This window comes from Pseudocitrobacter sp. 2023LY-00077 (assembly GCF_055796175.1).
Map to the genome: position 1 here is coordinate 68,322 of NZ_JBSPEI010000012.1, position 24,333 is coordinate 92,654.

Annotated in this window: 22 protein-coding genes; 13 read left to right on the top strand and 9 right to left on the bottom strand. The window is 52.8% G+C overall.

From position 1 onward, the window contains the following. Window positions 1-169: 169 nt before the first annotated feature. Entirely contained in the window at window positions 170-586 is a 417-nt protein-coding gene (locus ACWWFX_RS16370; protein ID WP_276221515.1) for a DUF1398 family protein, read from the bottom strand. Window positions 587-988: 402 nt separating this feature from the next. Here ACWWFX_RS16370 and ACWWFX_RS16375 point away from each other — a divergent pair, with 402 nt between their 5' ends. The 4 genes from ACWWFX_RS16375 to ACWWFX_RS16390 all read left to right on the top strand — a co-directional run bounded on the left by ACWWFX_RS16375 (window position 989) and on the right by ACWWFX_RS16390 (window position 3,210). Beyond that, the gene (locus tag ACWWFX_RS16375; protein ID WP_015964590.1) at window positions 989-1,267 is read left to right on the top strand and encodes a YdgH/BhsA/McbA family protein; all 279 of its coding nucleotides are present in this window, start codon (window positions 989-991) and stop codon (window positions 1,265-1,267) included. 182 nt (window positions 1,268-1,449) lie between these two features. Further along, on the top strand, window positions 1,450-2,595 hold the full coding sequence (locus ACWWFX_RS16380; RefSeq protein ID WP_276221512.1) for a transglutaminase-like domain-containing protein: 1,146 nt from the start codon (window positions 1,450-1,452) through the stop codon (window positions 2,593-2,595). Continuing rightward, a complete protein-coding gene (locus tag ACWWFX_RS16385; RefSeq protein WP_253897632.1) occupies window positions 2,573-2,929 on the top strand; it encodes a hypothetical protein in 357 nt (118 codons plus the stop codon). The genes ACWWFX_RS16380 and ACWWFX_RS16385 overlap by 23 nt, the downstream gene beginning before the upstream one ends. Further along, window positions 2,926-3,210 carry a heavy-metal-associated domain-containing protein gene (locus ACWWFX_RS16390; RefSeq protein WP_456145464.1) on the top strand — a complete coding sequence of 95 codons (285 nt, stop codon included), beginning with the start codon at window positions 2,926-2,928 and terminating at the stop codon, window positions 3,208-3,210. Before ACWWFX_RS16385 ends, ACWWFX_RS16390 begins: the two co-directional genes overlap by 4 nt. 73 nt (window positions 3,211-3,283) lie before the next feature. Here ACWWFX_RS16390 and ACWWFX_RS16395 read toward each other — a convergent pair whose 3' ends face one another. The 3 genes from ACWWFX_RS16395 to nifJ all read right to left on the bottom strand — a co-directional run bounded on the left by ACWWFX_RS16395 (window position 3,284) and on the right by nifJ (window position 8,572). Then, a complete protein-coding gene (locus tag ACWWFX_RS16395; protein WP_276221506.1) occupies window positions 3,284-3,433 on the bottom strand; it encodes a hypothetical protein in 150 nt (49 codons plus the stop codon). Window positions 3,434-3,553: 120 nt separating this feature from the next. Continuing rightward, window positions 3,554-4,702 (bottom strand): porin OmpC, encoded by a 1,149-nt coding sequence (gene ompC / locus ACWWFX_RS16400; RefSeq protein ID WP_473224268.1) that lies wholly within the window; start codon window positions 4,700-4,702, stop codon window positions 3,554-3,556. A 342-nt stretch (window positions 4,703-5,044) separates the two neighbouring features. Further along, window positions 5,045-8,572 (bottom strand): pyruvate:ferredoxin (flavodoxin) oxidoreductase, encoded by a 3,528-nt coding sequence (nifJ, locus tag ACWWFX_RS16405; protein ID WP_473224269.1) that lies wholly within the window; start codon window positions 8,570-8,572, stop codon window positions 5,045-5,047. 325 nt (window positions 8,573-8,897) lie between these two features. Between nifJ and ACWWFX_RS16410 the strand changes: the two genes are divergently transcribed. Further along, on the top strand, window positions 8,898-9,164 hold the full coding sequence (locus tag ACWWFX_RS16410; RefSeq protein ID WP_015964583.1) for a putative hemolysin: 267 nt from the start codon (window positions 8,898-8,900) through the stop codon (window positions 9,162-9,164). Between the two features lie 5 nt (window positions 9,165-9,169). On the opposite strand, the gene hslJ is transcribed toward ACWWFX_RS16410, so the two are convergent. The 4 genes from hslJ to ACWWFX_RS16430 all read right to left on the bottom strand — a co-directional run bounded on the left by hslJ (window position 9,170) and on the right by ACWWFX_RS16430 (window position 13,293). Then, a complete protein-coding gene (gene hslJ / locus ACWWFX_RS16415) occupies window positions 9,170-9,610 on the bottom strand; it encodes a heat shock protein HslJ (RefSeq protein WP_473224270.1) in 441 nt (146 codons plus the stop codon). A gap of 144 nt (window positions 9,611-9,754) precedes the next feature. Beyond that, window positions 9,755-10,825, bottom strand: a complete 1,071-nt coding sequence (locus ACWWFX_RS16420) for an ABC transporter ATP-binding protein (RefSeq protein WP_276221498.1) — start codon at window positions 10,823-10,825, stop codon at window positions 9,755-9,757. Beyond that, window positions 10,822-12,210, bottom strand: coding sequence for a phosphohexomutase domain-containing protein (locus ACWWFX_RS16425; RefSeq protein ID WP_276221496.1), 1,389 nt, complete (start codon window positions 12,208-12,210; stop codon window positions 10,822-10,824). The genes ACWWFX_RS16420 and ACWWFX_RS16425 overlap by 4 nt, the downstream gene beginning before the upstream one ends. A 27-nt stretch (window positions 12,211-12,237) precedes the next feature. Next, window positions 12,238-13,293, bottom strand: coding sequence for a LacI family DNA-binding transcriptional regulator (locus ACWWFX_RS16430; protein ID WP_276221494.1), 1,056 nt, complete (start codon window positions 13,291-13,293; stop codon window positions 12,238-12,240). Window positions 13,294-13,514: 221 nt separating this feature from the next. Between ACWWFX_RS16430 and ACWWFX_RS16435 the strand changes: the two genes are divergently transcribed. The 6 genes from ACWWFX_RS16435 to ACWWFX_RS16460 are packed head-to-tail and all read left to right on the top strand — an operon-like array spanning window position 13,515 to window position 20,017. After that, window positions 13,515-14,789 carry an ABC transporter substrate-binding protein gene (locus ACWWFX_RS16435; protein WP_473224319.1) on the top strand — a complete coding sequence of 425 codons (1,275 nt, stop codon included), beginning with the start codon at window positions 13,515-13,517 and terminating at the stop codon, window positions 14,787-14,789. 9 nt (window positions 14,790-14,798) lie between these two features. Next, a complete protein-coding gene (locus tag ACWWFX_RS16440; RefSeq protein ID WP_276221492.1) occupies window positions 14,799-15,665 on the top strand; it encodes a carbohydrate ABC transporter permease in 867 nt (288 codons plus the stop codon). Continuing rightward, on the top strand, window positions 15,666-16,493 hold the full coding sequence (locus tag ACWWFX_RS16445; protein ID WP_276221490.1) for a carbohydrate ABC transporter permease: 828 nt from the start codon (window positions 15,666-15,668) through the stop codon (window positions 16,491-16,493). Window positions 16,494-16,501: 8 nt separating this feature from the next. Next, a complete protein-coding gene (locus ACWWFX_RS16450) occupies window positions 16,502-18,085 on the top strand; it encodes an alpha-glucosidase (RefSeq protein WP_473224271.1) in 1,584 nt (527 codons plus the stop codon). Beyond that, window positions 18,069-19,127, top strand: coding sequence for a glycoside hydrolase family 130 protein (locus ACWWFX_RS16455; RefSeq protein WP_473224272.1), 1,059 nt, complete (start codon window positions 18,069-18,071; stop codon window positions 19,125-19,127). Before ACWWFX_RS16450 ends, ACWWFX_RS16455 begins: the two co-directional genes overlap by 17 nt. Continuing rightward, window positions 19,103-20,017 carry a DUF1861 family protein gene (locus ACWWFX_RS16460; protein ID WP_473224273.1) on the top strand — a complete coding sequence of 305 codons (915 nt, stop codon included), beginning with the start codon at window positions 19,103-19,105 and terminating at the stop codon, window positions 20,015-20,017. The genes ACWWFX_RS16455 and ACWWFX_RS16460 overlap by 25 nt, the downstream gene beginning before the upstream one ends. Window positions 20,018-20,159: 142 nt before the next feature. On the opposite strand, the gene ACWWFX_RS16465 is transcribed toward ACWWFX_RS16460, so the two are convergent. After that, window positions 20,160-21,149 carry a 2-hydroxyacid dehydrogenase gene (locus ACWWFX_RS16465; protein WP_149464647.1) on the bottom strand — a complete coding sequence of 330 codons (990 nt, stop codon included), beginning with the start codon at window positions 21,147-21,149 and terminating at the stop codon, window positions 20,160-20,162. A 350-nt stretch (window positions 21,150-21,499) separates the two neighbouring features. Here ACWWFX_RS16465 and ACWWFX_RS16470 point away from each other — a divergent pair, with 350 nt between their 5' ends. Together ACWWFX_RS16470 and ACWWFX_RS16475 are read left to right on the top strand one after the other, a co-directional pair. After that, the gene (locus ACWWFX_RS16470) at window positions 21,500-24,139 is read left to right on the top strand and encodes a YdbH family protein (protein WP_473224274.1); all 2,640 of its coding nucleotides are present in this window, start codon (window positions 21,500-21,502) and stop codon (window positions 24,137-24,139) included. Next, entirely contained in the window at window positions 24,139-24,330 is a 192-nt protein-coding gene (locus ACWWFX_RS16475; protein ID WP_015964564.1) for a YnbE family lipoprotein, read from the top strand. The genes ACWWFX_RS16470 and ACWWFX_RS16475 overlap by 1 nt, the downstream gene beginning before the upstream one ends. Window positions 24,331-24,333: the final 3 nt, after the last annotated feature.

Sequence of the window (24,333 nt, forward strand, 5' to 3'; positions counted from 1 at the left end):
CTGAGTTAGCTTACGACTGTGTGGCGTGTATGGTACGGATTACGGCGACGAATGCCAGCATGTTTTGCAGTGGCGTTGCCTGACGGCGACAGCTCATGGGGCTGTGAATCAGCCTGCGAACCAGACCCAGGCTAATAATGATGGTGTTGGGGCGATGGTTAATCCGCAATCATGCGACAGCTTCACTCTGAGAGACGGGCGATAAAATGTTCTCACTGTGTAATAGATAATTGTCTTTTGACCAATAACTACGAGTCAGGCTGTGCAGGTCCACGACCCATTTGAACACGCCTGCATGAGCCAGCTCAGTATAAAATTGCTCATAAGTAGATTCCCCTGAGAAAATTCGTCTGGCTGCCTCACGTGTTAATTCGCTACAGGAACAACCATTTACCTTCACCAGGCGCCGATGATTTTTTAAGGAGATATACGAATCAGTACAGGTAATGAGTTTAATATTACCCGTCGCAACAAAATAGATGTAATGAGAGATGTTGTTACGGCGTAAATCCGATGACAGAGAAATAAAGTCCAGGTTATGCCTTACTCTTTCAAAAAAACCATAAAATTCATCATGTAACTCCATTTCTTCCTCGTATATTGTGTTGAGTTCTAATAATTATAATTGATGTCGTAATGATCAAGTTTTAGTGTTATTTGGATTCTAATAGTCACTAACTGTTATTTTATATGGCTGGGTAAAAAGGAACAGCGTTTCAATTGTTACGGAGTATTGCTATCAAGGCCTGGACGCGGCAGAGAACAGTGCAATAAGTCTCGACATTATTGATTACTCGAGCATTTCGACTCTTCTTTTATAGAAAGAGGAGGAGCCTGTTTTGTCTTGAAATGTATAGGGTTATCCTTGCAGGTAAATGTAAGGTGCGTTTTGGTTATACAGATTAAATGTTTCTTCTTTTCATTGAATATCTCAAAAATGGCTTATACTGTTACAGGCTAAGACAAAACGTTAACAGGAGAGTATGCGATGAAAAAAGTATTGTTAGGGACAATGGCTGCGTTATCTATGGTGGCATTTAGTACTTCTGCAGCAGACCTGATTTCCAAGGATGAAGCCCATCACTTTAAACTGGAATACATCGGTAACGTTTCAGTAGGCGCAACCAATGGACAGGTTTCTTCTCCGTCCGATCTGCACAAAAAACTGTCCGAGCTGGCGGATAAGAAAGGCGGAAAATATTACGTGATTATCGCGGCGCGTGAGCATGGCCCGAACTTTGAAGCCGTTGCAGAAGTCTTTAAGTAAAAGCTAAAGCATTCGTAATTGATAAGGCTCGCTTCGGCGGGTCTTTTTTGTATTTTAAGGCCATTAACGCGTTATGCGTGAAACTGGATGTTGTCGAGTGGACCGTGTCGCCGCATAATAACGCCGACCTCCGCAGGTGCGGGGTTAAGTTCGAGCTTTTACTCGTGACTGAAGGAATTGTAATGGAACGGCGTAATTTTCTAAAAAGCGCAGCCGCACTCTCCACGCTGGGTCTTGTCAGCCCGGTCTTCTCCGAAAGTAAACAGGTTGCTCAACCTGCTGTTGTCTCCTCAGGCAAAGCCCGTCGTTTCGTGATGACGCAAACCTATAGCCTGAAAGCGCCGAAAGGGTCTGAAGGGCTGGTGAATTTGTGGATCCCGGTGCCAGAAGATACCGCCTTCCAACAGTTACTCGATCTCTCCTTCAGTGGTAACTATCAGAAAGCAACGCTCAATGCCAACAACCGCTATGGCGCAAAAATGTTGTTTGTGACCTGGGCTGATTCGAAAGGTGCGCTGGATATTAAAGTCGAAATGACCATTGAAACACGCGACTGGGAAGTGCTTAAAGAGAATAAACTGGCGGACTGGCAGTTACCTGAAAGCGATGCCGTAATTCCGGATGAAATTAAACCGTTCCTGCAGCCGACAGCCCATATTCCGGTTGATGGTCTGGTGAAAGAGACCGCGCTGAAGATCATCGGTAAGGAAAAAGCACCGATAAAACAGGCTCGCCTGATTCATGACTGGGTCAGCACCCATATGCATCGTGACGATGCGGTGATTGGCTGCGGTACCGGTGACGTCGGTGAGATTCTGAAAACCAATAAACTCGGCGGAAAATGTACCGATATTAACTCCGTGTTTGTCGCGCTGTGCCGCGCGGTCGGTATTCCGGCGCGTGAGATGTTTGGTATTCGTCTGGGCTCAACCATTAAGCTTGATAGCTATTCCAAAAAAGCCTTTGGCAGCGCGGATGCTCAGGGTGTAGCGAAAGTGAGCGGGGGGCAGCACTGCCGCGCGATGTTCTGGCTGGCGGGTTTTGGTTGGGTGCCTGCGGACCCGGCGGATGTGACAAAAATGCGCCTCACCGAGAAAAAAGAAAACGGTGACCCGGCGGTGAAAGCGGTTAACGACTATCTCTTCGGCAACTGGGAGATGAACTGGGTCGGCTTTAACCACGCACGCGATTTCGCGCTGTTCCCGGCGTCTGAACAGGGTGACATTAACAACCTTGGCTACCCGTATGCGGAAGTGGACGGCGACCCGCTGAACTTCTACGATCCTGCGCTTTTCAGCTATGACTATGTCAGCGTCGAACAGCATTAAGGGCGGGCTGGTTACGCTTCTGGCGGCGGTTATCGCCGCCGGAGCGTCAACGCTGTGCTGCATCGGGCCGCTGTTGTATCTGGTATTTGGTATCTCTGCGGCGGGGCTTATCGGTATTCCTGGCGCAACCTGGTTACAGATCCCTATGTTACTGCTGTCGCTCGGTCTGATGGCGCGCGGTTTCTGGCGTTTATATCTGTCGCCGAAGCCCATCTGCGTGAACGTGGTGAGCCGTCGGGTACTGGTGTGGCTGTACTGGCTGTCGGTTCCGCTGGTGCTGGCTCTGCTCACGTATCCGTACGTGTTGCCCTGGATTTGGGAGATGATGGAATGAAAAAGCTACTGTGTATCGCGTTGCTGCTGGCCGCGCCCCTGAGCTGGGCGGGTGACAAGCTGGTGACCATCGATGTCGGTGAAATGAACTGTTCGTTGTGCGTGATTTCCATAAATCAGGCGTTGCGTAGCACCGATGGTGTGATTAAAGCCAAAGCGTCGTTGAAGACTCGTCAGGCGCTGGTAACTGTTCCTGACAACTTTGATAATCAGCGACTGCTCGCGGCAATTGCGAAGACCGGTTTTAAAGGCGAAATAAACAACGTCTCTGAAGTACAATAAGGCCTGGTTGGCGAGTCGGATAAAAACGGGCTCGCCACGATTGCCCTCATTGTATTTATATCCTGAATATATTCTATTTTTGGCTGATCGGCGCCATGAGCTCTTTTAAACGTTCATAGCGTTGCTCTGGGGTTAAATAATAGACCAAAAAGGAATTTTTAATTTTTGGCTCCCGCTGCCAGAGCTTTTTCATAATCTGAAGATATGATTCAATGTTTTTCATTGTGCACCTCCTGTGGTGTGATAAAAATATAACCCACAAAAAGATGAAGAAAAACGGATGGGATGGTTTGAAGTGTTCCGGGTTTAGGAAATGCCCGCCGTTGCCAGCGGGCGATAACGCTTAGAACTGATATACCAGACCGACACTGACAACGTCATCGGTAGAAATACCGTTGTTGTTGTAGAATGCATCGTCTTCGTCCAGCAGGTTGATTTTATAATCAACGTAGGTGGACATATTTTTGTTAAAGAAGTAGGTCATACCTACTTCAGCATATTTCACCAGATCTTTATCACCCACATTTACGCCGTTTGTCGCTTGCAGATCGATACCCTTGGACATCAGGAAAGAGAGGGACGGGCGCAGGCCAAAATCGAACTGGTATTGAGCCGTCACTTCGAAGTTCTGCGTTTTGTTAGCGATAGTATTGTCGAACTCATTACCGAACGGTGTCATATTGCGCGTTTCCGCGTACATGGTTGCCAGATAGATGTTGTTAGCATCGTACTTCGCCCCCAGCGTCCAGGCATCAGCTTTATCGCCGCCTGCTGTGGAGTTGTTGACCTGCTCGTTCGTACGATCAGAACTGGTGTACGCGGCACCCAGGGTGACCCCCATACCGGTGTCGTAGGTGGTCGAGAGACCGAAGCCGTCACCGTTGGAATTCTTCATGTTACGTCCGTTGCTGTTACCTGTGCCTTCCTGGTCCCAACCCTGGCTCTCATCAGATGCCTGATTTTCATTCGCACCCTGGTACTGCAGCGCAAAGTTCAGGCCATCCACCAGACCAAAGAAGTCGCTGTTGCGATAGGTTGCCACGCCGTTAGCACGGCCTGTCATAAAGTTATCTGCTTTGGTGTACGAGTCGCCGCCGAATTCCGGCAGCATATCGGTCCAGCCTTCAATGTCGTACAGGACACCATAGTTACGGCCATAATCGAAGGAACCGTACTCGCCAAACTTCAGGCCCGCGAAAGCCAGACGCGTCCATGACTGATCGCTGCTGGACTCAGTATTGTTCGCCTGGATGTTATATTCCCACTGACCGTAGCCAATCAGCGTGTCGCTAATCTGTGTTTCGCCTTTAAAACCGATACGCACATAGCTCATGTCGCCATCGCTGCTGGTATCATCAGAGAAATAATGCAGACCATCCACTTTACCGTAAAGATCTAATTTGTTGCCATCTTTGTTATAAATTTCTGCTGCGTGAGCGGCGCCTGCGCAAAGCAGTGCAGGGATGACAAGGGCCAGTACTTTTCTTTTCATTTAATTATTCCTTTAGATTGTTTTTATACACTCGATTCCCGTTAGGGAACTCACGCATGCTAATTGAGTCAAAGAAGAGATGGTAAAAAACAATTGTTACGGAATAAGTAAAATCTCAAGAATATAATTCCTGTGAAATGATGATAATTGTGGTGAATATATTCAGCAAATATATATAAAATAAAAATTATACAAGGCGATATTTTCGCAGTAAGATGCCGCCGTTATATGCCTTTATTGTCACACACTGTTTTATTGACGTGTGCCGTTTTTATTTTCGTCTTTATAAAAGACAAGCCCGAATAACAATTCGGGCTTTTTTTCTACTGATTGAGCAACAACTTATTCCCCAGCGGTTGGTTTTTCTGCTTTCCCGGCCAGCATCGCAAGGAAGTCATAGCGTTTTTGCAGATCTTCCGCCGCATCTTTCCAGAGCTGCTCCGCCACTTCCGGTTGCTGCGTATTAAGACGGCGGAAGCGCTGTTCGTTCATCAGCGTTTCGTCCAGCGCTGCTGACGGCGGGCGAGAATCCAGCATCAGCGGGATTTTCCCTTCATCGGCACGACGCGGGTCGAAACGGAATAACGGCCAGAAGCCGGATGCGGTTAGCTGACGCATCTGATCGTGGCTGAGTGCCAGGTCGTAACCGTGCTCTTCACACGGGCTGTAGGCGATAATCAACGACGGCCCTGGATACGATTCCGCTTCCTGTATCGCTTTCACCGTCTGGTTAAGCTGCGCGCCCAGCGAAATTTGCGCCACGTACACATGTCCGTACATCATCATGCTTACGCCAAGGTCTTTGCGTGCTTTACGCTTCCCATGCTCGCCAAATTTTGTGACTGCGCCGAGCGGGGTGGCTTTCGAGGCCTGGCCGCCGGTGTTGGAGTAACATTGGGTATCCAGCACCAGAATATTGACGTTCTCGGTCAGACTCATCACGTGATCCAGACCGCCAAAGCCAATATCGTAGGCCCAGCCATCACCGCCAATCAGCCAGACCGATTTCTCGACCAGCGCATCGGCGTCCGTCAGCAGCTCGTGTGCGCCCTCGACATTTACCAGCGCCGCGCGAAGCTGTGCGACCTGTTCCCGGCGGACTTCCGGCGTGGCGTCAGCGTGCAGCGCCTCATTCAGTTCTGCCGGAATGTGTTCTGCAAAGCCGTCCAGCAGACGCATCACGCGCTGGCGATGCTGATCGACCGTCAGGCGGAAACCAAGACCGAATTCGGCGTTATCCTCAAACAGTGAGTTCGCCCATGCCGGACCGCGACCATTAATATCGGTGGTATACGGCGTAGAAGGCAGGTTCCCGCCATAAATTGAGGAACAGCCGGTGGCGTTGGCAATCAGCATGCGGTCGCCGTAAAGCTGGGTCAGTAACTTGATATACGGTGTCTCGCCGCAGCCGGAACAGGCACCAGAGTACTCGAACAGCGGGGTGATCAACTGCGAAGTACGGATATCGATACGTTCCAGTTTGCTGCGGTCGATTTCCGGCAGGCCGAGGAAGAAGTCATAGTTCACTTTCTCTTCTTCCACATGTTCCAGGCGCGACATCATATTGATGGCTTTGATGTCCGGGTTCTGTCGGTCTTTGGCCGGGCAAACTTCGACGCACAAATTACAGCCGGTGCAATCTTCCGGCGCGACTTGCAGAACATATTTCTGACCGCGCATATCGCGGGATTTCACATCCAGCGAGTGCAGAGAAGCAGGGGCGTTATCCATCGCTTCCGGCGACACCACTTTGGCGCGGATTGCTGAGTGAGGGCAGGCGGCGACGCAGTGGTTGCACTGGGTACAGAGTTCCTCTTTCCAGATGGGGATCTCTTCGGCAATGTTGCGTTTTTCCCATTTAGTGGTGCCTACAGGCCAGGTGCCATCTGGTGGCAGCGCAGAGACGGGCAGGGCGTCGCCCAGGCCCGCCAGCATCGCGGCGGTGACGGTTTTCACAAAATCAGGTGCGGCGTCGGAAACGACCGGTGGGCGGTTCGGGCTGCTGGCGACAACCGGCTCCAGCGGCACGGCAAACAGCGATTCGCGGGCCAGCGCCAGCGCCTGCCAGTTACGCTCAACCAGATCCTGGCCTTTGCTGCTGTAGCTTTTGGCAATCGCGCCCTGCAATTCCATAAGCGCGCTATCGCCAGGCAGGATTTGCGTCAGATGGAAGAACGCCATCTGCATCACCGTGTTAATACGCGCTGCCAGGCCGCATTCACGGGCGATTTTCGCGGCGTTAATCACATAGAAACGTGCTTTTTTCTGATTCAGTACCGCCTGTACTTCCTGCGGCAGACGCGTCCATACTTCATCCGCGTGATACGGCGTATTGAGCAGGAAAATACCGCCAGGTTTGAGGCGTTCCGCCATCTGGTACTTATCAATAAACTGTAGCTGGTGGCAGCCGACGAAATCGGCCTGAGCCACCAGGTATGCTGAGCGAATCGGCTCCTCGCTGACGCGCAAATGCGACACGGTCAGACCGCCGGCTTTTTTTGAGTCATAGACGAAATAACCCTGCGCAAACCACGGCGTCGAGTTACCGATAATCTTAATATTATTTTTGGTTGCAGAAACGCTGCCGTCGCTGCCGAGCCCGTAGAAGAGGGCTTCCAGCTTCGCGCGTGACGGCAGACTGTTTTCTGGCAGCGCCAGCGACAGGTTCGTGACGTCGTCATAAATGCCGACGGTGAAGCGCGGTTTTGGTTTTGCCTGCGAGAGCTCGCTGAAGATGGCCAGCACGCATTCCGGGCCGAACTCCTTCGAGGAAAGACCGTAGCGGCCACCGATGACGCGCGGTAGTGTTTCGCGCTCGCCCTGATTAAAGGCTTCCGCCAGCGCGGTCATCACGTCGAGATAGAGCGGCTCGGCCTGTGCGCCGGGTTCTTTGGTGCGATCGAGCACCGCCACGCTACGTGCGCTATCCGGCAGCACCTGTAACAGATGTTGCGCCGAGAAAGGACGATAAAGTCGCACTTTCAGCACGCCCACTTTTTCACCGCGCGCCAGCAGTTCATCAACCACTTCTTCGCAGGTGCCGATGGCGGAACCCATAATAACGATGACGCGTTCCGCCTGCGGGTGGCCGTAGTATTCAAACGGTTTGTAATCACGCCCGGTCACTTCGGCGAAGTCGCGCATGGTTTGCTCGACGTGCTCGTAAACAGCGTTGTACCACGGGTTAGTGGCTTCACGAGACTGGAAATAGGTGTCCGGGTTGGCGGATGTGCCACGGATAACCGGATGTTCCGGGTTCAGCGCCCGGGCGCGGTGCGCGGCAATCTCGTCTTCCGGCATCATCCCACGAATGGTGTCGTCGGCCAGCGGCACAATCTTGTTAATTTCGTGCGACGTCCGGAAACCATCGAAGAAATGAATAAACGGAATGCGGCTCTTGAGCGTGGAGACATGGGAAATCAGCGCGAAATCCTGTGCTTCCTGTACGCTACCGGCGCACAGCATCGCGCAACCGGTCTGGCGGACGGCCATCACGTCAGAGTGATCGCCAAAAATTGAGAGCGCGTGTGTGGCCACGGTACGCGCGGCGACGTGCAGCACAAACGGCGTTAACTGACCGGCCAGTTTGTACAAGGTTGGGATCATCAGCAGTAATCCCTGCGATGACGTGAAAGAGGTGGAGAGGGCACCGGTCTGCAATGCGCCGTGCACCGCACCGATGGCCCCGGCTTCGGACTGCATCTCTACCACGCGGGGCGTATCGCCCCATACGTTTTTCAGGCCGTTGCCTGCCCAGGCGTCGGCCTGTTCAGCCATCGTGGAACTGGGTGTAATGGGGTAAATCGCGATAACTTCGCTGGTGCGAAATGCCACGCTGGCGACTGCGCCATTACCATCAACTGTGATCATTGAGAACACCTTACATTGCGCAAAAAGACGCTCGGGGAAAAATCCGCGAACCTGATAAACATCATTCTGTACGTCGTAAAGCCAACAAAAATCCGCGACGTTACTGGGGATGATTTCTTATAAAGTCTAGCAAACGTCAGGCTGAATCATTTTTGCTTTTGTGTCCTTGATACGGGTCAGTGACCCGCATCAGATGATTCTGGTCATAAAAATTGACAGAAAATGTTTCTGGAGCGCATAAATGCGCGTTCCCTCTCTCGACGGACCGGCTTGTGATGCCTATGATGCATAGGTTTGCTAATTATTTTGCTACGGAGAGAGACACATGCGAGCAGCGTTTTTCGTGGGGTGTGCTGCATTATTATTGTCAGCGTGCAGCAGTGAGCCCGTTCAGCAGGCTACCGCCGCACACGTTTCACCAGGGATGAGAGCCGCGATGTCCAATTCAGGGCAGGCTAATTGCGCCATGATTGGCGGGTCGCTTTCTGTGGCCAGACAGCTCGACGGTTCCAGTATCGGCATGTGCGCGTTACCTAACGGTAAACGTTGCAGCGAGCAATCCCTCGCCGTCGGAAGCTGTGGAAATTACTAACCCGGTTAATTCACCAGGTCAGACAGTTTATAAATCAGCGTGTGCTGCGCCGTGGCCAGGGTCAATTGTGACTCGGTCAAATCAACCTGCGCGCCTTGTGAAAGCATGGTGCTGATAGTTTTATCCAGTTCATTAAGCTGCGGGTCGGTGCAGAACTTGCGCGTCATCGCCAGTTCTTTCACTTTCAGCTCACCGTCAGATACACGGCCCGTGCCATTGAACTGGTTACACATATTGCCGGAAACGTGTAGCTGATGAATGATACCCGTTTGCTGGCCGAAACTGAGTTCCAGCGGCGTTTTACTCTTCGCTAACGCTTTGCCATCCACGCTTTCCAGTACGAAGCGGTGGTGCTGAAGTTGTTCTGCACCCGTCGAGACTTTGCTGTTGTAGACACATCCCGCCAGCAGTGCAACGGCTGCTACCAGGCAGACCTTTCTGTTCATTAGTATCCCCGAGAGATTATTCACACAATCAATGTTTCTGGAGTGTAACTTTACAACCAACAGAGTCTGTGGGGATTATCTGAAAGTGCTTCGGGGAAATCTTATGCGGGCATCAGTATCATCTTATGCCCGCATGCAATAAATCTAGCGATCGGCGACTCTTTTTCCAAGCGTATCAAAGAGATGGAGATGGGATTCCTGCACGCAGAGCGTTAGAGTTGTGCCCGGAGTGAAGCTCAACTGCTGGAAAGATTTCAGACAAAGTGAATGTCCGTTAAGGTCCATCCACACCAGTGTGGAATCGCCCTGAAGCTCACAAAGCCGCGTTTGAGCCGTCAGGGTGAAATCACCCGACTGCTGGTACTGAATGTTTTCCGGGCGGATCGCGACGAACACTTTTTCGCCCTCGCTAACGCCGGTTAGCGGACGAGAAAGGGGGAAAGTGAGCGTGTCCGTAATCTGTAGCGCACCCTCGCGCCAGACGGCAGGCAGAATGTTGATTTTAGGCGTGCCGATAAACTCCGCGACAAACAGGTTTGCCGGATGATTGTAGAGCTCGAGTGGCGTGCCAACCTGCTCAATTTTTCCTTTATATAACACCACAATGCGGTCAGCGAGGGTCATTGCTTCAACCTGATCGTGCGTTACATAGATCATGGTGTTTTGCAGGGTATTATGCAGTTGCTGAATTTCCTGGCGCATTTCGACGCGCAGTGCGGCATCCAGGTTGGAGAGCGGTTCGTCAAACAGAAACAGCTCAGGCTGCTGGACAATCGAGCGGCCAATCGCCACGCGCTGGCGCTGGCCGCCGGACAAGTTTTGCGGCAGTCGGTCGAGCATTTCATCCAGCTTAAGCATTGCCGCCGCCTGAGTGATGCGTTTTTCAATTTCATCGGCAGGCGTGCGCAGATTACGCAAACCAAACGACAGATTTTCTTTCACCGTCATATGCGGGTATAGCGCGTATGACTGGAATACCATCGACAGATTTCGCTTTCCGGCGGCAACGTCCGTGACGTCGCGATCACCCATTTTAAGCGTACCGCCATCGGGCGACTCCAGCCCGGCGATAATGCGCAGCAGGGTCGATTTCCCGCATCCTGATGGCCCCACCAGCACGATGAACTCCCCGGAAGCGATCTCCAGCGACAGGTTCTCAATAATGGTGCTTTTATCATAAACCTTGTGAATGTTTTTCAGACTTAGCGCGGTCATAGCGGCTCCTTGTCATTTGCGTACGCGGCAATCAGGGTGAGGAGTTCGTCCGTTTTATCCGCCAGCAGGGCAGCATTGGCGCGGGTTTCCACATTCAGTCGCAGCAGCGGCTCAGTGTTGGAGGCACGCAAATTAAAGCGCCAGTCGGCGAAATCGAGACTCAGGCCGTCGCAGTCGTCGCGTTGTGCTTTTTCATGCTGATAGTGCTGCGCCACGCAGGCCATCACATGCGCGGGATCGGCAACGGTCATATTCAGTTCGCCGGAAACGGGAAAACGCGCCTGTGCCAGGGTCACTAAAGAGGAGAGAGAGCACTTACCCTGGCCGACAATTTGCAGCATCAGCACCAATGGGATCATGCCGCTGTCGCAGTAGCCAAAATCACGGAAATAGTGATGACCGCTCATTTCACCGCCGTATATTGCGTCTTCCTCACGCATCCGAGCTTTGATAAACGCATGGCCGGTTTTGCTGATAATCGGTTTCCCGCCAAACTGACTGACCCTCTCCAGCGTGTTCCAGGTCAGGCGCGGGTCCAGAAGAATGGTGCCCCCCGTGACCTGCTGGAGAAAATGCTCGGCAAATAAGCCCACGAGATAATAACTTTCAACAAATTCGCCGCACTCGTCAAAGAAGAAACAGCGATCAAAATCGCCGTCCCAGGCGACGCCAAAATCGGCGTGATGTGCAATGACCGCCTGACGGGTGGCCTGACGATTCTCTGCCAGCATCGGGTTAGGAATACCCGCCGGGAAGGTGCCATCGGGTTGATGGTGAATGCGGATAAACTCGACGTTGATGCCGCGCGATTTCAACCCGGCGTCCAGCGCATCGAGCGCCGGACCAGCAGTACCGTGCCCGGCATTCACCACAATGCGTAACGGACGAACCGGCGCATGGTGCATAAATCGCAGCAGGCAGGCGACCCACGCCGGACGATTATCATAATGAATCACCTGGCCGCGATGGACGGTGGGGGGAAATTGGTTCCGTTCGGCCAGCGCTTTCACTTCCAGCAATCCATTATCATTGCTGACCGGGCGAGCCTCTTCGCGCACCAGCTTCATGCCGTTGTAGTTGGCCGGGTTATGGCTGGCAGTGACCTGAATACCGCCATCAGCACGCAGTTCGCGGGTGGCGAAGTAAATCTCTTCGGTGCCGCTCAGGCCAATATCAATCACATCGACGCCGCTGGCGATGAGCCCGTCGATCAGCGCGCTTTTCAGCGTTTCAGAACTCAGGCGGATATCGGCACCGACAACCACCCGGCGCGGATGCAACCACGCCGCCCAGGCGCGGCCGATGCGAAAGGCGATCTCCGGGGTAAGGTTGACGCCCACTTCGCCACGAATGTCATAGGCTTTATAACAAGTTAGTTCGTCCATAATCTACTCTTCGGTTTATCTAAAATCTCAGGCCGATTCCCGGATAACGAGCTGCCTTGGCAGTTCATGGTGGGTGACGGGCCCGGTGCTCAAAAGCAGTTCTACGGCGATTTCGCCTTTGCGTTCCGCGTTCTGCGCGATGGTGGTTAGCCCTACGCCATTCACCTCAACCGCCAGGTTATCGAAGCCGGTGACGGCGACCTGTTCAGGCACCGCCAGACCGGCGCGTTGACAATAGCGAATCGCGCCGACGGCAAAGCGGTCAGAAAGGCATATCAGGACGGTGATGTCGGGATGGGCGGTGAGGAGCGCCTGTGCAGCGGTTTCACCGTGCTCTTCATCGTGGCGAGTTTCGTAGAGCCAGCAGCGCTCAACATTTACGTTATTAGCAAGAAAAGCGTCGCGACAGGCGTTGACGCGGGTCAGCATCAGGATGTTATCGCCAGTGATTGGCTCGCGAAGCGAGCGCATTCCGAGGACATTGGCCTGTGACGCGAAGGCGATAATGCCAAAGCGACGATGACCTTTGCCCAACAGATAGTGGGCGATGTCGTGCATCGCTCCCGCGTTGTCGATGGAAACGCTGCTGTAGCCCGGAAACTGGAAATCCAGCGTGACCACGCGCTGGCCGCGAGCCAGGATCTGCTGGATCACATCCGCGCTGTTATGTGTGGCATTGAGTATGTAGCCATCGACCAACGCGGTGAGCGGGGCGGTTCCGGTCTGCTGCGGTTTACGCAGGGGAATTAGCGCCAGGTTGACGTCCTGCGCTTCACAGCGCGAGGCTATCCCGCGCATCAGCGCAATATCATGGGGATCGATAAACACATAGCTCATTGAGTCATTAAAAATGACGCCAATGGTATTGGCATTCCCGGTACGCAGGGCGCGCGCCAGTTTGTCCGGCCCCTGAAAACCGATTTCACTGGCATAACGTAAAATATGTTCGCGTAATTCTGGCGACAATTTTTCCGGGTTATTCCAGGCATTAGACACGGTGGTGTGTGAGACGCCTAATGTTGCCGCCAGGGATTTAATCGTAATACGCGGCGTGGCTGTATTATTACTTGAATTTATTTTCATTTAATAATTCATATTTGTTATTTATGTATTCTTGGTGTCTATGTGTTTGTCTTTTTTTTAAGATCTACAGGCGCAGAGTTTAACGTTAAACAAAAATCGTTTTGTGATTTGTTTAACGTTAAACAGAAAAACAGAGTGCTAATTTACACGCCATTAAATATCAGCTTTCAACAATTTAATTGCCCTTTCTATGGAAGAGGAGAGATAAAGTGAAGACCGCAATGATTGCTAAATTAACGGCGTCAGCGTTACTGATGCTTTCACTGTCTGGCTGCGGGCCAGATGAAAAACCAGCGGATGAAACGGCGAAAGCGCCAATTAAAATGTGGGTTGCGCCGAATGAGAATGAAGAAGCGTTCTGGAATGTGATGGTAAAAGAGTGGAATAAAGATCCCGCTCATACGCCCGTTGAATTTACAACTATTCCTGCGGCAAATAGTTCTGAAGAAGCCATAATGAATGCATTGGCTTCAGGAACGGAACCCGATTTATCCAGCAATATTTTTATCGGTTTCGCCAGCCAGCTCGATGAAATTGGCCAAACCGAAGATCTGTCAAAAATGCCGGGTTACGATGAGCTTATTAAAAATCGTCAAATGACGAATATTCTTCCGGCATGGAAACTGAACGGCAAACAGACAGTGTTGCCGATTTATGTTAACCCCATTGTCTGGTGGTGGCGCGGCGATTTGCTCAAGAAATACGGTTTTGATCATGTGCCTACGCGCTACGATGAACTCTATCAGCTGGCGGAAAAACGCGCGCAGGATAACAATGGCTACACCATCCAGCTCACCGCAGGGAAAAACTGGTGGGAGCGTTGGTTCGACCTTATCCCACTGTACTACGCGCAGAGCGGTGGCCAATCTTATATCGTTGATAATAAAACCCAGTTTAACGATCCGTCAGGGCTGGCTGTACTGACATTTATGGGGAAAGTCTTCAACAGCAAATGGAGCAGTTACGACTTCACTTCAGCGGACGATCCGCTGGCAAGTGGGCAGGTACTGGCTTCCGCACGTGGCCCGTGGGATCTCGCGCGTTACCGTAAGCAGTACCCGGAAGTGCTGAAATCTATTCAGATTGGCCCGATGCTGACGGAAAACGGTACCGCTCATCCGCACACTTTTGGTGACAGTAAAGGGATGGTTATCTTCAATTCCAGTAAGCACAAAGCCGAAGCCTGGGCATTTATGCAATGGGTGTTCAGCAATGCCGAACACGACCGTACCTGGCTTGAGCTGACCGGGATGCCGCCAGCGCGCGCTGACCTGCTCAGCAACCCAACCTTTGTCAGCTACTTTGATAAAAACCCGCTGGAAAAGGAAATTGCCTCCTGGGTTGATGTTGCGCTGCCGCCGGTTGCTACCACGCAAACTACCGAAATTCAGCGCAGCATGACGCAAATGCTGGAAGAGGTGATTTTCAATAACACCGATCCTGTTAAAGCGCTGGAAAAATCAACCCAGGAAATTAACACCCTGCTGGCTAAATAAGGGGAAATAATGGCTGGATATGATTCCCGCACCGGAGGCCTTTTGGCCTCCACCTGGGTCGGTTATTCGCTTTTATTCTGGTTTTATCCACTGGCATGGCTGGCGGTGTTAAGCGTGACGCAGTGGCAATTTATCGGTACGCCGAAATTCACTGGCCTGCAAAATTTAATGGGCGTGATGCAGGATAAATTATTCTGGCAATCCATGTGGAACGTGTGCCGTTTTCTGATGTGGTATTTGCCGATAGTTTTTATTTCATCAATGCTATTTGCGGCAGGTCTGAAGAAAATTAAGTATGGTAAATCGTTTATTGCTCTCAGCTTTCTTTTGGCCAATATTTCATCGGGCGTGGCATACTCGATCGTATTTTCAAAACTGTTTAGCGAATACGGCCCGGTGAACCAATTCTTACGTGAATGGTTGGGCGTCTCTGTGCCGTGGTTTACTAACCCGGACTGCGCCATGTTATCGATTGCGCTGATTGTGACCTGGAAATTTGTCGGCTATTACGGGCTTATTCTTTATTCCGGCATGTTGGCTATCCCGAAGGATATTTACAGCGCAGCATTGCTGGATAAAACCGGAAAATTCAAACAGAGCTGGGCAATCACCTTACCGATGATGAACGCGCAAATCGTGATGGTGGTGGTGCTGGCGATGACCGTGGCTTTCGCCATCTTTACTGAACCGTACCTGATTACCGGCGGCGGCCCGCTTAACAGCACTACCAGCCCGATGGTGGTGATGTATGAAGTGGCGTTCCAGAAGATGAAGCCCACCTGGGCGGCGACCATGTCGATTATTGTGGCGGCGTGCAGCTTCCTGGCGATCTGGATCTTCCGCAAACTGTACGAAAAAAATATCGAGATTGTGTGAATGAAAAAGCTCACTCCCATGAGTCTTATAATCCACGCGCTGATGTTTCTGTTGGCGCTCACCTGGCTCTATCCGTTTATCTGGATGGTCATCTCGTCGCTGAAACCGACGGCGGAAATCTATACCACTGGTTTGTTCTCCGGTCATTTAACGCTGGAGAACTACACCTTTTTGTTTGATAACAGCAATCGCGCCGACAAACCGTTTTTACGTACGCTGTGCAACTCACTGTTTGTCTCGATCACCATTACCGCCTGCGTGACAATCACTTCCATGCTGGTGGGGTATGCGGTGGCGAAAACGGAGTTTCGTGGCAAAAATGCATTTCGTAACCTGTTGATTGTGCAAATGGTCTTCCCGGTATTCATGTTCATTATTCCGCAGTTTGTACTGATGCGGGAACTGGGGCTTATCAACAGCTACAGCGCGATGATTCTGCCGTATGCCATGAGCGCGTGGGGGATTTTCATGGTGTCGCAAAGCTTTAAGGGCACGCCAAACGATTATCTCTATGCGGCACGTCTCGATCACGCCAGCCTGTGGGGGATCCTGCGTCACGTCATGATGCCGCTGAATAAATCCATTCTGGCGATCGTCGCATTGTTCACCTTTTCCAGCTCGTGGGACAACTTCCTGTGGCCGCTTATCGTGATGCGCGAAGTGGACAAAATGCCGTTCTCCGTGCTGCTGGCGACCTTTAGTAAATCGTATGGCGTATACCTCGGCCCGGTACTTGCCGGTTCAGTGGTGCAAATGCTGCCGATCGTCATTCTGTTTATTGTGTTCCGCAAATACTTCCTTGAAGGGATGTCGTTATCACTCAAATAAGGCGCGCTATGGACAGTAAACCGTGGTGGCAGGCGACAACCTGCTATCAAATTTATCTGCCGTCGTTCTGCGATGGCAATAACGACGGGCTGGGCGATTTCCCCGGCCTTATCTCAAAACTTGATTACCTTCAGTCGCTTGGGATAGGTGCGGTATGGATTACGCCGTTTTATCCGTCACCGCTGGTGGATAACGGCTACGACATCAGCGACTACTGCGCGGTGGATGAACGTTTTGGCGATATGGATGATTTTCGCCAGTTGGTGGCTGGCTGCCATGCGCGCGGTATTCGCGTCATTATCGATCTGGTGGTAAACCACGTTTCGTCTGAGCATCCCTGGTTTAAGGATGCATGGAATAACCCGGCCAGCCGCTATCGCGATTACTTTATTTTTCGCGACCAGCCCAATAACTGGCAGTCGTTTTTCTCGGGTAGCGCGTGGGCCGCAGAGCCCGATACCGGGCAGTACTATTACCATAAATTTGCCCCGCAGCAGGTTGACCTGAACTGGGCGAATCCGCAGGTGGAACGAGAAATTCATCGCGTCATTGATTTCTGGATTGCGCAGGGCGTCGATGGGTTTCGCTTCGATGTGATTAACTTCCTCACCACCGATGGCGTGCTGGCCGATAACCCGCAAGAAGAGGGCGAGCAGAAGCACGAACACGATATCAACCAACCGGGCATTATTGCGACTCTGGAACGGCTTTGCCGTTATGTTCGTCAGCGTGGGGATTTTTTCCTGATTGGCGAGATTGGCAGCGACGACCTGGCCGTACTGAAGCGTTATCAAAGCCCTACGCTTATGGATGTAGTGTTTAACTTCAACATTGGTAGCCAGAAAACCTTCAATGTCACCCAACTCTACCAGGCATTGAACGCCACGCTTGAACAGCAGACCGGCCTGCCCACGCTGTTTTTCTCCAGCCATGACATGTCACGCATGATCAGCCGCTTTGGCGAAAACGAACGGGATACCGCGCGGGCGCTGGCGGTGCTGGCCCTACAACTGACCGTCAGTGGCGTACCGTTTATTTTTCAGGGCGAAGAGCTGGGGCTGACGGACTATCGACCGCAAACCGCAGAACAACTGTTTGATATCCAGGGTATCACGCATTATCAAACTGCGCTGGCGGCAGGGAACTCGCCTGACGCTGCGCTGGCTCTGGCGATGGATCACTCGCGCGATGGCTCTCGAGCGCCTATCCCCTGGCGGGATGCGCCCAATGGGGGTTTCTCAACGGTCGCGCCATGGATGCCTGTCACCGCTGATTTCGGTGCGCTGAATGCGCAGGCGCAGCAAGCGGATGCGTCATCACTCTGGCATCAATACCAACAACTGATTGCACTTCGACGCTGTACCGAGGCGTTAAACCACGGCCAGCAAGGCCCGTTAACATTAAGCAACGCGTGCATCTCGTTTTCACGTCGCAGCGCCAGCGAACAGGTGTGGGTCGCGATTAATTTTGGCGATCCGCAGCCCAACCCGTGGCACACCCTCGCGGCCGACGTTCTCTATGGTGATGACGCCCCCGAGATTGCGAAGAATCGCTGTTTAATTAAAAGGAGAGTTTATGAACAGGCACAGTAATAACCCGCTGATCACCCCGGCAGACATCGTGCCTTCTCTGCCTGGCAGGAAGGTGGAATGCGTGTTCAATACCGGTGTGACCGAGTATGGCAATGAAATCATTCTGCTGCTGCGCGTAGCGGAAAGCGTGATTAGCCGCGATCCCAATCTGATCATCGTGCCGCTGCTGGAGAAAACGGACGCGGGCTGGGTGGAATCGACCACGTCGTTTGATAGACGCGATGATCGCTATGATTTCAGCGATCCGCGCACCATTGTTCTGAAGGACGACCCTGCACAGGTCTGGCTGACGTCGATGTCGCATCTGCGTCTGGCACGAAGCACGGATGGCGTGAACTTCACCATCGACGATCATCCTTTTATTATCCCCGACACCCAATATGAAGAATTCGGTTGCGAAGACGCGCGTATCACCAAAATCGACGACACCTGGTACATCAACTATTCCGCCGTTTCCTCGCTTGGGATCTCCACTGCGCTGGCGATAACGCGCGATTTTCTCTCTGTTGAGAAGAAAGGGCTGATCCTGTGCCCGGATAACCGCGACGTCTGTTTCTTCCCGGAAAAAGTGAATGGCCGCTATATGGCGTTGACGCGCCCGGCACCGTGTCACTTTGGCCACCCGGAAATCTGGATTTGCGAATCGCCGGATATGCTGCACTGGGGTAACCATCGTCACCTGCTTGGCCGTTCCGGCGATGAGTGGGATGCGCGCAAATCCGGCGGCGGTGCGCCGCTGATTAAAACCGAGCGCGGATGGCTGGAGATTTACCACGGCGTCGATGCCGATCAGCGTTACTGCCTCGGCGCGTTGCTGCTCGATCTGAACGATCCCACCATCATTCTGGCGAAATCACCTGTGCCATTGTTAGAGCCCGCCGCACCGTATGAACTGGAAGGTTTCTTTGGCAACGTCGTGTTCACCTGCGGGGCGCTGATTCGAAATGATGTACTGCACGTCTGGTACGGTGCAGCGGATGAGTACACCGCGCTGGCGACATGGCCGCTGGATACCCTGTGGCGTCACCTGAGGCTGGTGTGATGGTCGTCCGCGTCAGCGAACTCTATCAGCGCTATCTTGCGCAACGTATGCCGCGTAAGTGTGGAAAAATACGTTTTCACGGCGTGAAAGGCGTGGACGTTTATAATTCGTCCGCGCCATTTCGCGATGCGGATCGGAGGCTTATTGCCGCGCGTGTGGAAGCACGGGCGAGCGAAATGTCGCAGGTCTGTTTTTTTGAGTGGGATGGGCTTAACGATGCGTTGCTGGTGGAGGATGCGCCGCGTTTCGCGCTTCAGGACCCCTTCGTTTGCTGGATAGATAACCAGCGCGTTGTCGGTGGCGTAGAGGTCGAATTTGATGCGCATAACCAACCTGTACGCTGGCGCACCCAGTTTTGGGCGGGGCCATCGATTTTCCATATGCGTCTGATGACAAAGGGCCCGTGGGGAATGAAGGATATTCGGCTTGTCTCTTTGCCTGACGCACGTGTGCTGGTATTTACCCGGCCCCAGGGCGCGATTGGCGGGCGCGGGATGATTGGCTGGACGATCGTTGATACGCTTAAAGATCTCAATGCGTCATCGATAGACAAAGCCACTTTATTACATCACGTTGAAAGTATGGACTGGTGTGGCGTAAACGCAGCGCAGTTACTGCCTGACGGGCGTGTTGAGGTGCTGGCGCATGTAGCGCATTTTGATTCGGAGTTGAACCGCCACTACTATGCGGCGCGGTTTATCTTTGATTATCACAGTGGGCAAAGTTCGCCAATCGAGATCGTTGCGTGTCGCGATGATTTTCTGCCGGGTGAGAGCAAGCGCGACGACTTGCGTGATGTGGTGTTCCCTGCGGGATGGTTACAGATGCCGGAGGGAAGGCTGCTTTTCTGCGGAACAAGCGACTGCGAAGTGCAGTGGCTGGCGTGCTGAACTGCCGTCTGCTCTCACGTAGGCCCGATAAGCGTAGCGCATCGGGCATTGTGCAAGACTGCCGGATGCGGCTATGCCTTATCCGGCCTACAAGCGTTATCTTCGTTTGCCGGGCAAGCGCCACCCGGCAAACCGCGCGCACTTACGCCAGGGCGTTCGGGCAATCTGCGCCTTTGTCGATCTGACGCAGGTTTTCCAGCGTGGTTTCGGAAATACTGGTCAGCGCTTCGGCGGTCAGGAAAGCCTGGTGCCCGGTAAACAGCACGTTATGACAGGCCGACAGGCGACGGAACACGTCATCCTGAATCACGTCGTTAGACTTATCTTCAAAGAACAGATCGCGTTCGTTCTCGTACACGTCCATCCCCAGCGAGCCAATCTTCTGATTTTTCAGCGCATCAATTGCGGCCTGAGAATCAATCAGCGCACCACGGCTGGTATTGACGATCATCACACCGTCTTTCATCTGGGCAAACGCCTCGGCGTTCAGCAGGTGATAGTTTTCCGGCGTCAGCGGGCAGTGCAGGGAGATAACGTCCGACTGAGAAAACAGCGTCTGCAGGTCGACATATTCAACGCCCAGTTCCAGCGCAGCAGCGCTTGGATACGGATCGAACGCCAGCAGACGCATACCGAAACCTTTCAGGATACGCAGCGCGGCAATGCCGATTTTCCCGGTACCAATCACCCCGGCGGTTTTACCATACATAGTGAAACCCGTCAGACCTTCCAGCGAGAAGTTGGCATCACGGGTACGTTGATACGCACGGTGAATACGGCGGTTCAGCGTCATCATCATGCCAATGGCGTGTTCGGCGACGGCTTCCGGCGAATAGGCCGGAACGCGCACTACGCGCAGGCCAAGCTCTTTAGCCGCATCGAGATCGACGTTGTTAAAGCCCGCACAGCGCAGGGCGATGTACTTGACGCCATTTTTCTTCAACTCTTCCAGCACCGGGCGGCTGCCGTCATCATTGACGAAAATACACACCGCTTCGCAGCCGTGAGCTGTTTTGGCGGTTTTTTCCGTTAACAGAAAGTCGAAAAATTCAAGCTCAAAGCCATAAGCCTCATTCACATTTTGCAGATACTTTTTGTCGTACTGCTTTGTGCTATAAACGGCGATTTTCATAAGACTTTTCTCCGGTGATTTTTGAGCCAGATTAGCATGGCTAAAATTATCTTACAATTTATAAAAAATAGTTGATAACCAGTCTGATAGAGACGCTCCTGAAGGTCAGTATAAGACCTTTATTCTTTTCCGTATCAGATAATAATCTCCTGTTCGGGTTCGATTTACCTGTGATAGAAGCGCTATCCTCTATATGTGGCTAAAGGGGTAAGTTTCAACTTAAATGCTTCCGTTTCGCCAGCGCAGGCTACGCTATTAATGCACGTAAGCTTTATCTATCAGGTCTGGCATGACACAATATTGGCCATTCACGGCTTTTACGCTTGATAAATCTGGATATTAATTAACCCATGAAGGGTAAATACAAAGCCGCTTTAGCGCTACTTCTGCTTATTATTCTCCTGCCGTTGACGCTGGCGATGACGCTGGGTTACTGGGTGCCGACGCTCGTCGGGATCTGGCTGCCGGCCGGAACCCGCATCGCTTTTGAACAAAGCCCCAAAATTACGCGTAGCGGATTACAAATCCCTGACCTGAGATATTTCGCCGGTGAATGTGCCCTGGCGCGTCTGGAGAATGTTTCGCTGTCTCACCCCAGCCGCTGGCAACTGCATGCCGGTAGCGTCAATATTGATTCCGCGTGTTTCAGCAAACTTCCTCAATCGGATGCGGTACCGGGTGCGCCGCGCACGCTGGCAGAGTGGCAGTCGATGCTACCGAATACCTGGCTTACCATTGATAATCTGCGTTTTGCACCCTGGGAAAAGTGGCAGGGTAAGCTTGCGCTTTCACTGACGGCGAAGCGTCAGGAGATTCATTATGACGGGCCCGACGCGAAACTCAGCGCTCGCCTTGAAGGGCAATCCCTGACGGTCAGCCAGTTTGAAGCGCAGGTGATGGATAATGAACCGCCGCTGAAGCTGGTGGGGAAATTTACCATGCCGCTGGTACCGGACGGTTTGCCGGTGCAGGGGCATGTTGAATCAACATTCCAGTTGCCGCAAATTTCCCCGCTGGTGGATGCAGAACTGGACTGGAACGGCAATCAGGGGCAACTGCTGGCAATGGCGCGGGGTGAGCCGGACCCCTTGCTCGATCTTCCCTGGACGCTCACCGAACAGCAGCTCACGCTTAGCGATGGTCGCTGGAGTTGGCCTTTCCAGGAAGGCATTCCGCTCAGCGGGCGCGTGGGTCTGAAAGTTGATGACTGGCAGAAAGGGCTGGAGCAGATGCAAATCGCCGGCCGCCTGAACGTGCTGACCTCAGGCGATGCGGGTAAAGGTAACGCCGTGCTGACGATTGGCCCCGGCAAACTCAGCATGGAAAACAGCGATATGCCGTTGCAGCTGACGGGTGAGGCCAAACAGGGAGATTTAATTCTCTATGCGGTGCTGCCTGCGCATCTGAAAGGTATGCTCACCGACCCCTCGCTGACTTTCCTGCCCGGCGCGCTGTTGCGTTCGCGGGGGCGAATTATTGATTCTTTGAATATCGATGATATTCGCTGGCCGCTGGCAGGCGTTAAAGTCGCGCGTCAGGGGGTGGACGGTCGCCTGCAGGCGATTTTAAAAGCCCACGAAGATGCCGCAGGCAATTTTGTTCTGCACCTTGATGGGAAAGCCGATAACTTTTTGCCGGATAAAGGGACCTGGGAATGGCGCTACTGGGGCGATGGTCACTTTACGCCGATGCAGGCACGCTGGGACGTGAAGGGCACCGGCGCATGGCGCGACAGCGCGATCGTGCTCAACACGCTCTCTACCGGATTCGATAAATTGCAGTACGGCACCATGACGATGGCGAAACCTCGTCTGGTGCTGGAGGAGCCCATCCACTGGGTGCGTGATGAACAGCATCCTTCCTTCAATGGTGCGCTCTCGCTCGATGCTGAAGAAACCACCTTTACCGGCGGCAGCGTTTTGCCACCTTCAACGTTCAAATTTAGCGTTGACGGGCGCGACCCGACTTTCTTCCTGTTCAAAGGTAACCTGCGCGCGCAGGCGATTGGCCCGATACAGCTCAGTGGCCGTTGGGATGGCGAGCGTCTGCGCGGCCAGGCGTGGTGGCCGAAACAGTCGCTAACCGTCTTCCAGCCACTCGTTCCGCCGGACCTCAAAATGGCGCTGCGCGATGGCGAGCTTTATGCGCAGGTGGCGTTTTCCGCTGCCGCCGGGCAAGGTTTTGAAGCGGGCGGACACGGTGTGCTGAAGGGCGGTAGCGCCTGGATGCCATATAACCAGGTCAACGGGGTCGATTTTGTGCTGCCGTTCCGCTTCAAAGAGGGCGTCTGGGATTTAGGCACGCGTCACCCCGTCTCACTGCGTATCGCCGAAATCGTCAACCAGGTCACGGCGAAAAACGTCACCGCCGATTTACAAGGCACCTGGCCGTACAGCGAAGCATCGCCGCTTCAGTTAAGCAACGTCAGCGTCGATATTCTGGGCGGCAAGCTCACCATGCAACAGCTTCGCATGCCGCAGCATGACCCGGCGCTGCTGCGCCTGCAAAATATCTCGACCAGCGAGTTGATTAGCGCGGTGAATACCAAACAGTTCGCCATGTCTGGTGCGATGAACGGCGCGCTGCCGCTGTGGCTGAATAACGACAAATGGATAATCAAAGACGGCTGGCTGAATAACCCCGGCCCGATGACGCTGCGCGTGGATAAAGACATGGCGGATGCGATTGTCGAGGATAATATCGCTGCCGGGGCCGCCATTAACTGGCTGCGCTATATGGAAATTTCCCGTTCGTGGACGAAAATCAATTTAGATAACCTCGGGATGCTGACCCTGGATGCGAGAATCAGCGGCACCAGTCGTGTCGATGGCAAAAGTAATACGGTGCATTTAAATTACACGCATCAGGAAAATGTTTTTGATTTGTGGCGAAGCCTGCGCTTTGGCGACAATCTTCAGTCATGGCTTGAGCAACACGCGACGCTTCCGGTGCCGCGGTGTGACGGCGGCAAGGAATGTAAGGAGCAATAATGAAAATCACCATCGCCATGCTGGGCTTGCTGGCAACCACGCTGCTGTCGGGCTGCACGCCACGCATTGAAGTGGCCGCGCCAAAAGAGCCTATCACCATCAATATGAACGTGAAAATTGAGCATGAGATCCACATTAAAGTCGATAAAGACGTGGAAAATCTGCTGAAATCACGCAGCGATTTGTTCTGAGGT

What these genes read in the sequence shown, in the direction of transcription:
- ACWWFX_RS16370 (WP_276221515.1), bottom strand. Translation starts at nt 586, where the DNA reads ATGGAGTTACATGATGAATTTTATGGTTTTTTTGAAAGAGTAAGGCAT.
- ACWWFX_RS16375 (WP_015964590.1), top strand. Translation starts at nt 989, where the DNA reads ATGAAAAAAGTATTGTTAGGGACAATGGCTGCGTTATCTATGGTGGCA.
- ACWWFX_RS16380 (WP_276221512.1), top strand. Translation starts at nt 1,450, where the DNA reads ATGGAACGGCGTAATTTTCTAAAAAGCGCAGCCGCACTCTCCACGCTG.
- ACWWFX_RS16385 (WP_253897632.1), top strand. Translation starts at nt 2,573, where the DNA reads ATGTCAGCGTCGAACAGCATTAAGGGCGGGCTGGTTACGCTTCTGGCG.
- ACWWFX_RS16390 (WP_456145464.1), top strand. Translation starts at nt 2,926, where the DNA reads ATGAAAAAGCTACTGTGTATCGCGTTGCTGCTGGCCGCGCCCCTGAGC.
- ACWWFX_RS16395 (WP_276221506.1), bottom strand. Translation starts at nt 3,433, where the DNA reads ATGAAAAACATTGAATCATATCTTCAGATTATGAAAAAGCTCTGGCAG.
- ompC (WP_473224268.1), bottom strand. Translation starts at nt 4,702, where the DNA reads ATGAAAAGAAAAGTACTGGCCCTTGTCATCCCTGCACTGCTTTGCGCA.
- nifJ (WP_473224269.1), bottom strand. Translation starts at nt 8,572, where the DNA reads ATGATCACAGTTGATGGTAATGGCGCAGTCGCCAGCGTGGCATTTCGC.
- ACWWFX_RS16410 (WP_015964583.1), top strand. Translation starts at nt 8,898, where the DNA reads ATGCGAGCAGCGTTTTTCGTGGGGTGTGCTGCATTATTATTGTCAGCG.
- hslJ (WP_473224270.1), bottom strand. Translation starts at nt 9,610, where the DNA reads ATGAACAGAAAGGTCTGCCTGGTAGCAGCCGTTGCACTGCTGGCGGGA.
- ACWWFX_RS16420 (WP_276221498.1), bottom strand. Translation starts at nt 10,825, where the DNA reads ATGACCGCGCTAAGTCTGAAAAACATTCACAAGGTTTATGATAAAAGC.
- ACWWFX_RS16425 (WP_276221496.1), bottom strand. Translation starts at nt 12,210, where the DNA reads ATGGACGAACTAACTTGTTATAAAGCCTATGACATTCGTGGCGAAGTG.
- ACWWFX_RS16430 (WP_276221494.1), bottom strand. Translation starts at nt 13,293, where the DNA reads ATGAAAATAAATTCAAGTAATAATACAGCCACGCCGCGTATTACGATT.
- ACWWFX_RS16435 (WP_473224319.1), top strand. Translation starts at nt 13,515, where the DNA reads ATGATTGCTAAATTAACGGCGTCAGCGTTACTGATGCTTTCACTGTCT.
- ACWWFX_RS16440 (WP_276221492.1), top strand. Translation starts at nt 14,799, where the DNA reads ATGGCTGGATATGATTCCCGCACCGGAGGCCTTTTGGCCTCCACCTGG.
- ACWWFX_RS16445 (WP_276221490.1), top strand. Translation starts at nt 15,666, where the DNA reads ATGAAAAAGCTCACTCCCATGAGTCTTATAATCCACGCGCTGATGTTT.
- ACWWFX_RS16450 (WP_473224271.1), top strand. Translation starts at nt 16,502, where the DNA reads ATGGACAGTAAACCGTGGTGGCAGGCGACAACCTGCTATCAAATTTAT.
- ACWWFX_RS16455 (WP_473224272.1), top strand. Translation starts at nt 18,069, where the DNA reads ATGAACAGGCACAGTAATAACCCGCTGATCACCCCGGCAGACATCGTG.
- ACWWFX_RS16465 (WP_149464647.1), bottom strand. Translation starts at nt 21,149, where the DNA reads ATGAAAATCGCCGTTTATAGCACAAAGCAGTACGACAAAAAGTATCTG.
- ACWWFX_RS16470 (WP_473224274.1), top strand. Translation starts at nt 21,500, where the DNA reads ATGAAGGGTAAATACAAAGCCGCTTTAGCGCTACTTCTGCTTATTATT.
- ACWWFX_RS16475 (WP_015964564.1), top strand. Translation starts at nt 24,139, where the DNA reads ATGAAAATCACCATCGCCATGCTGGGCTTGCTGGCAACCACGCTGCTG.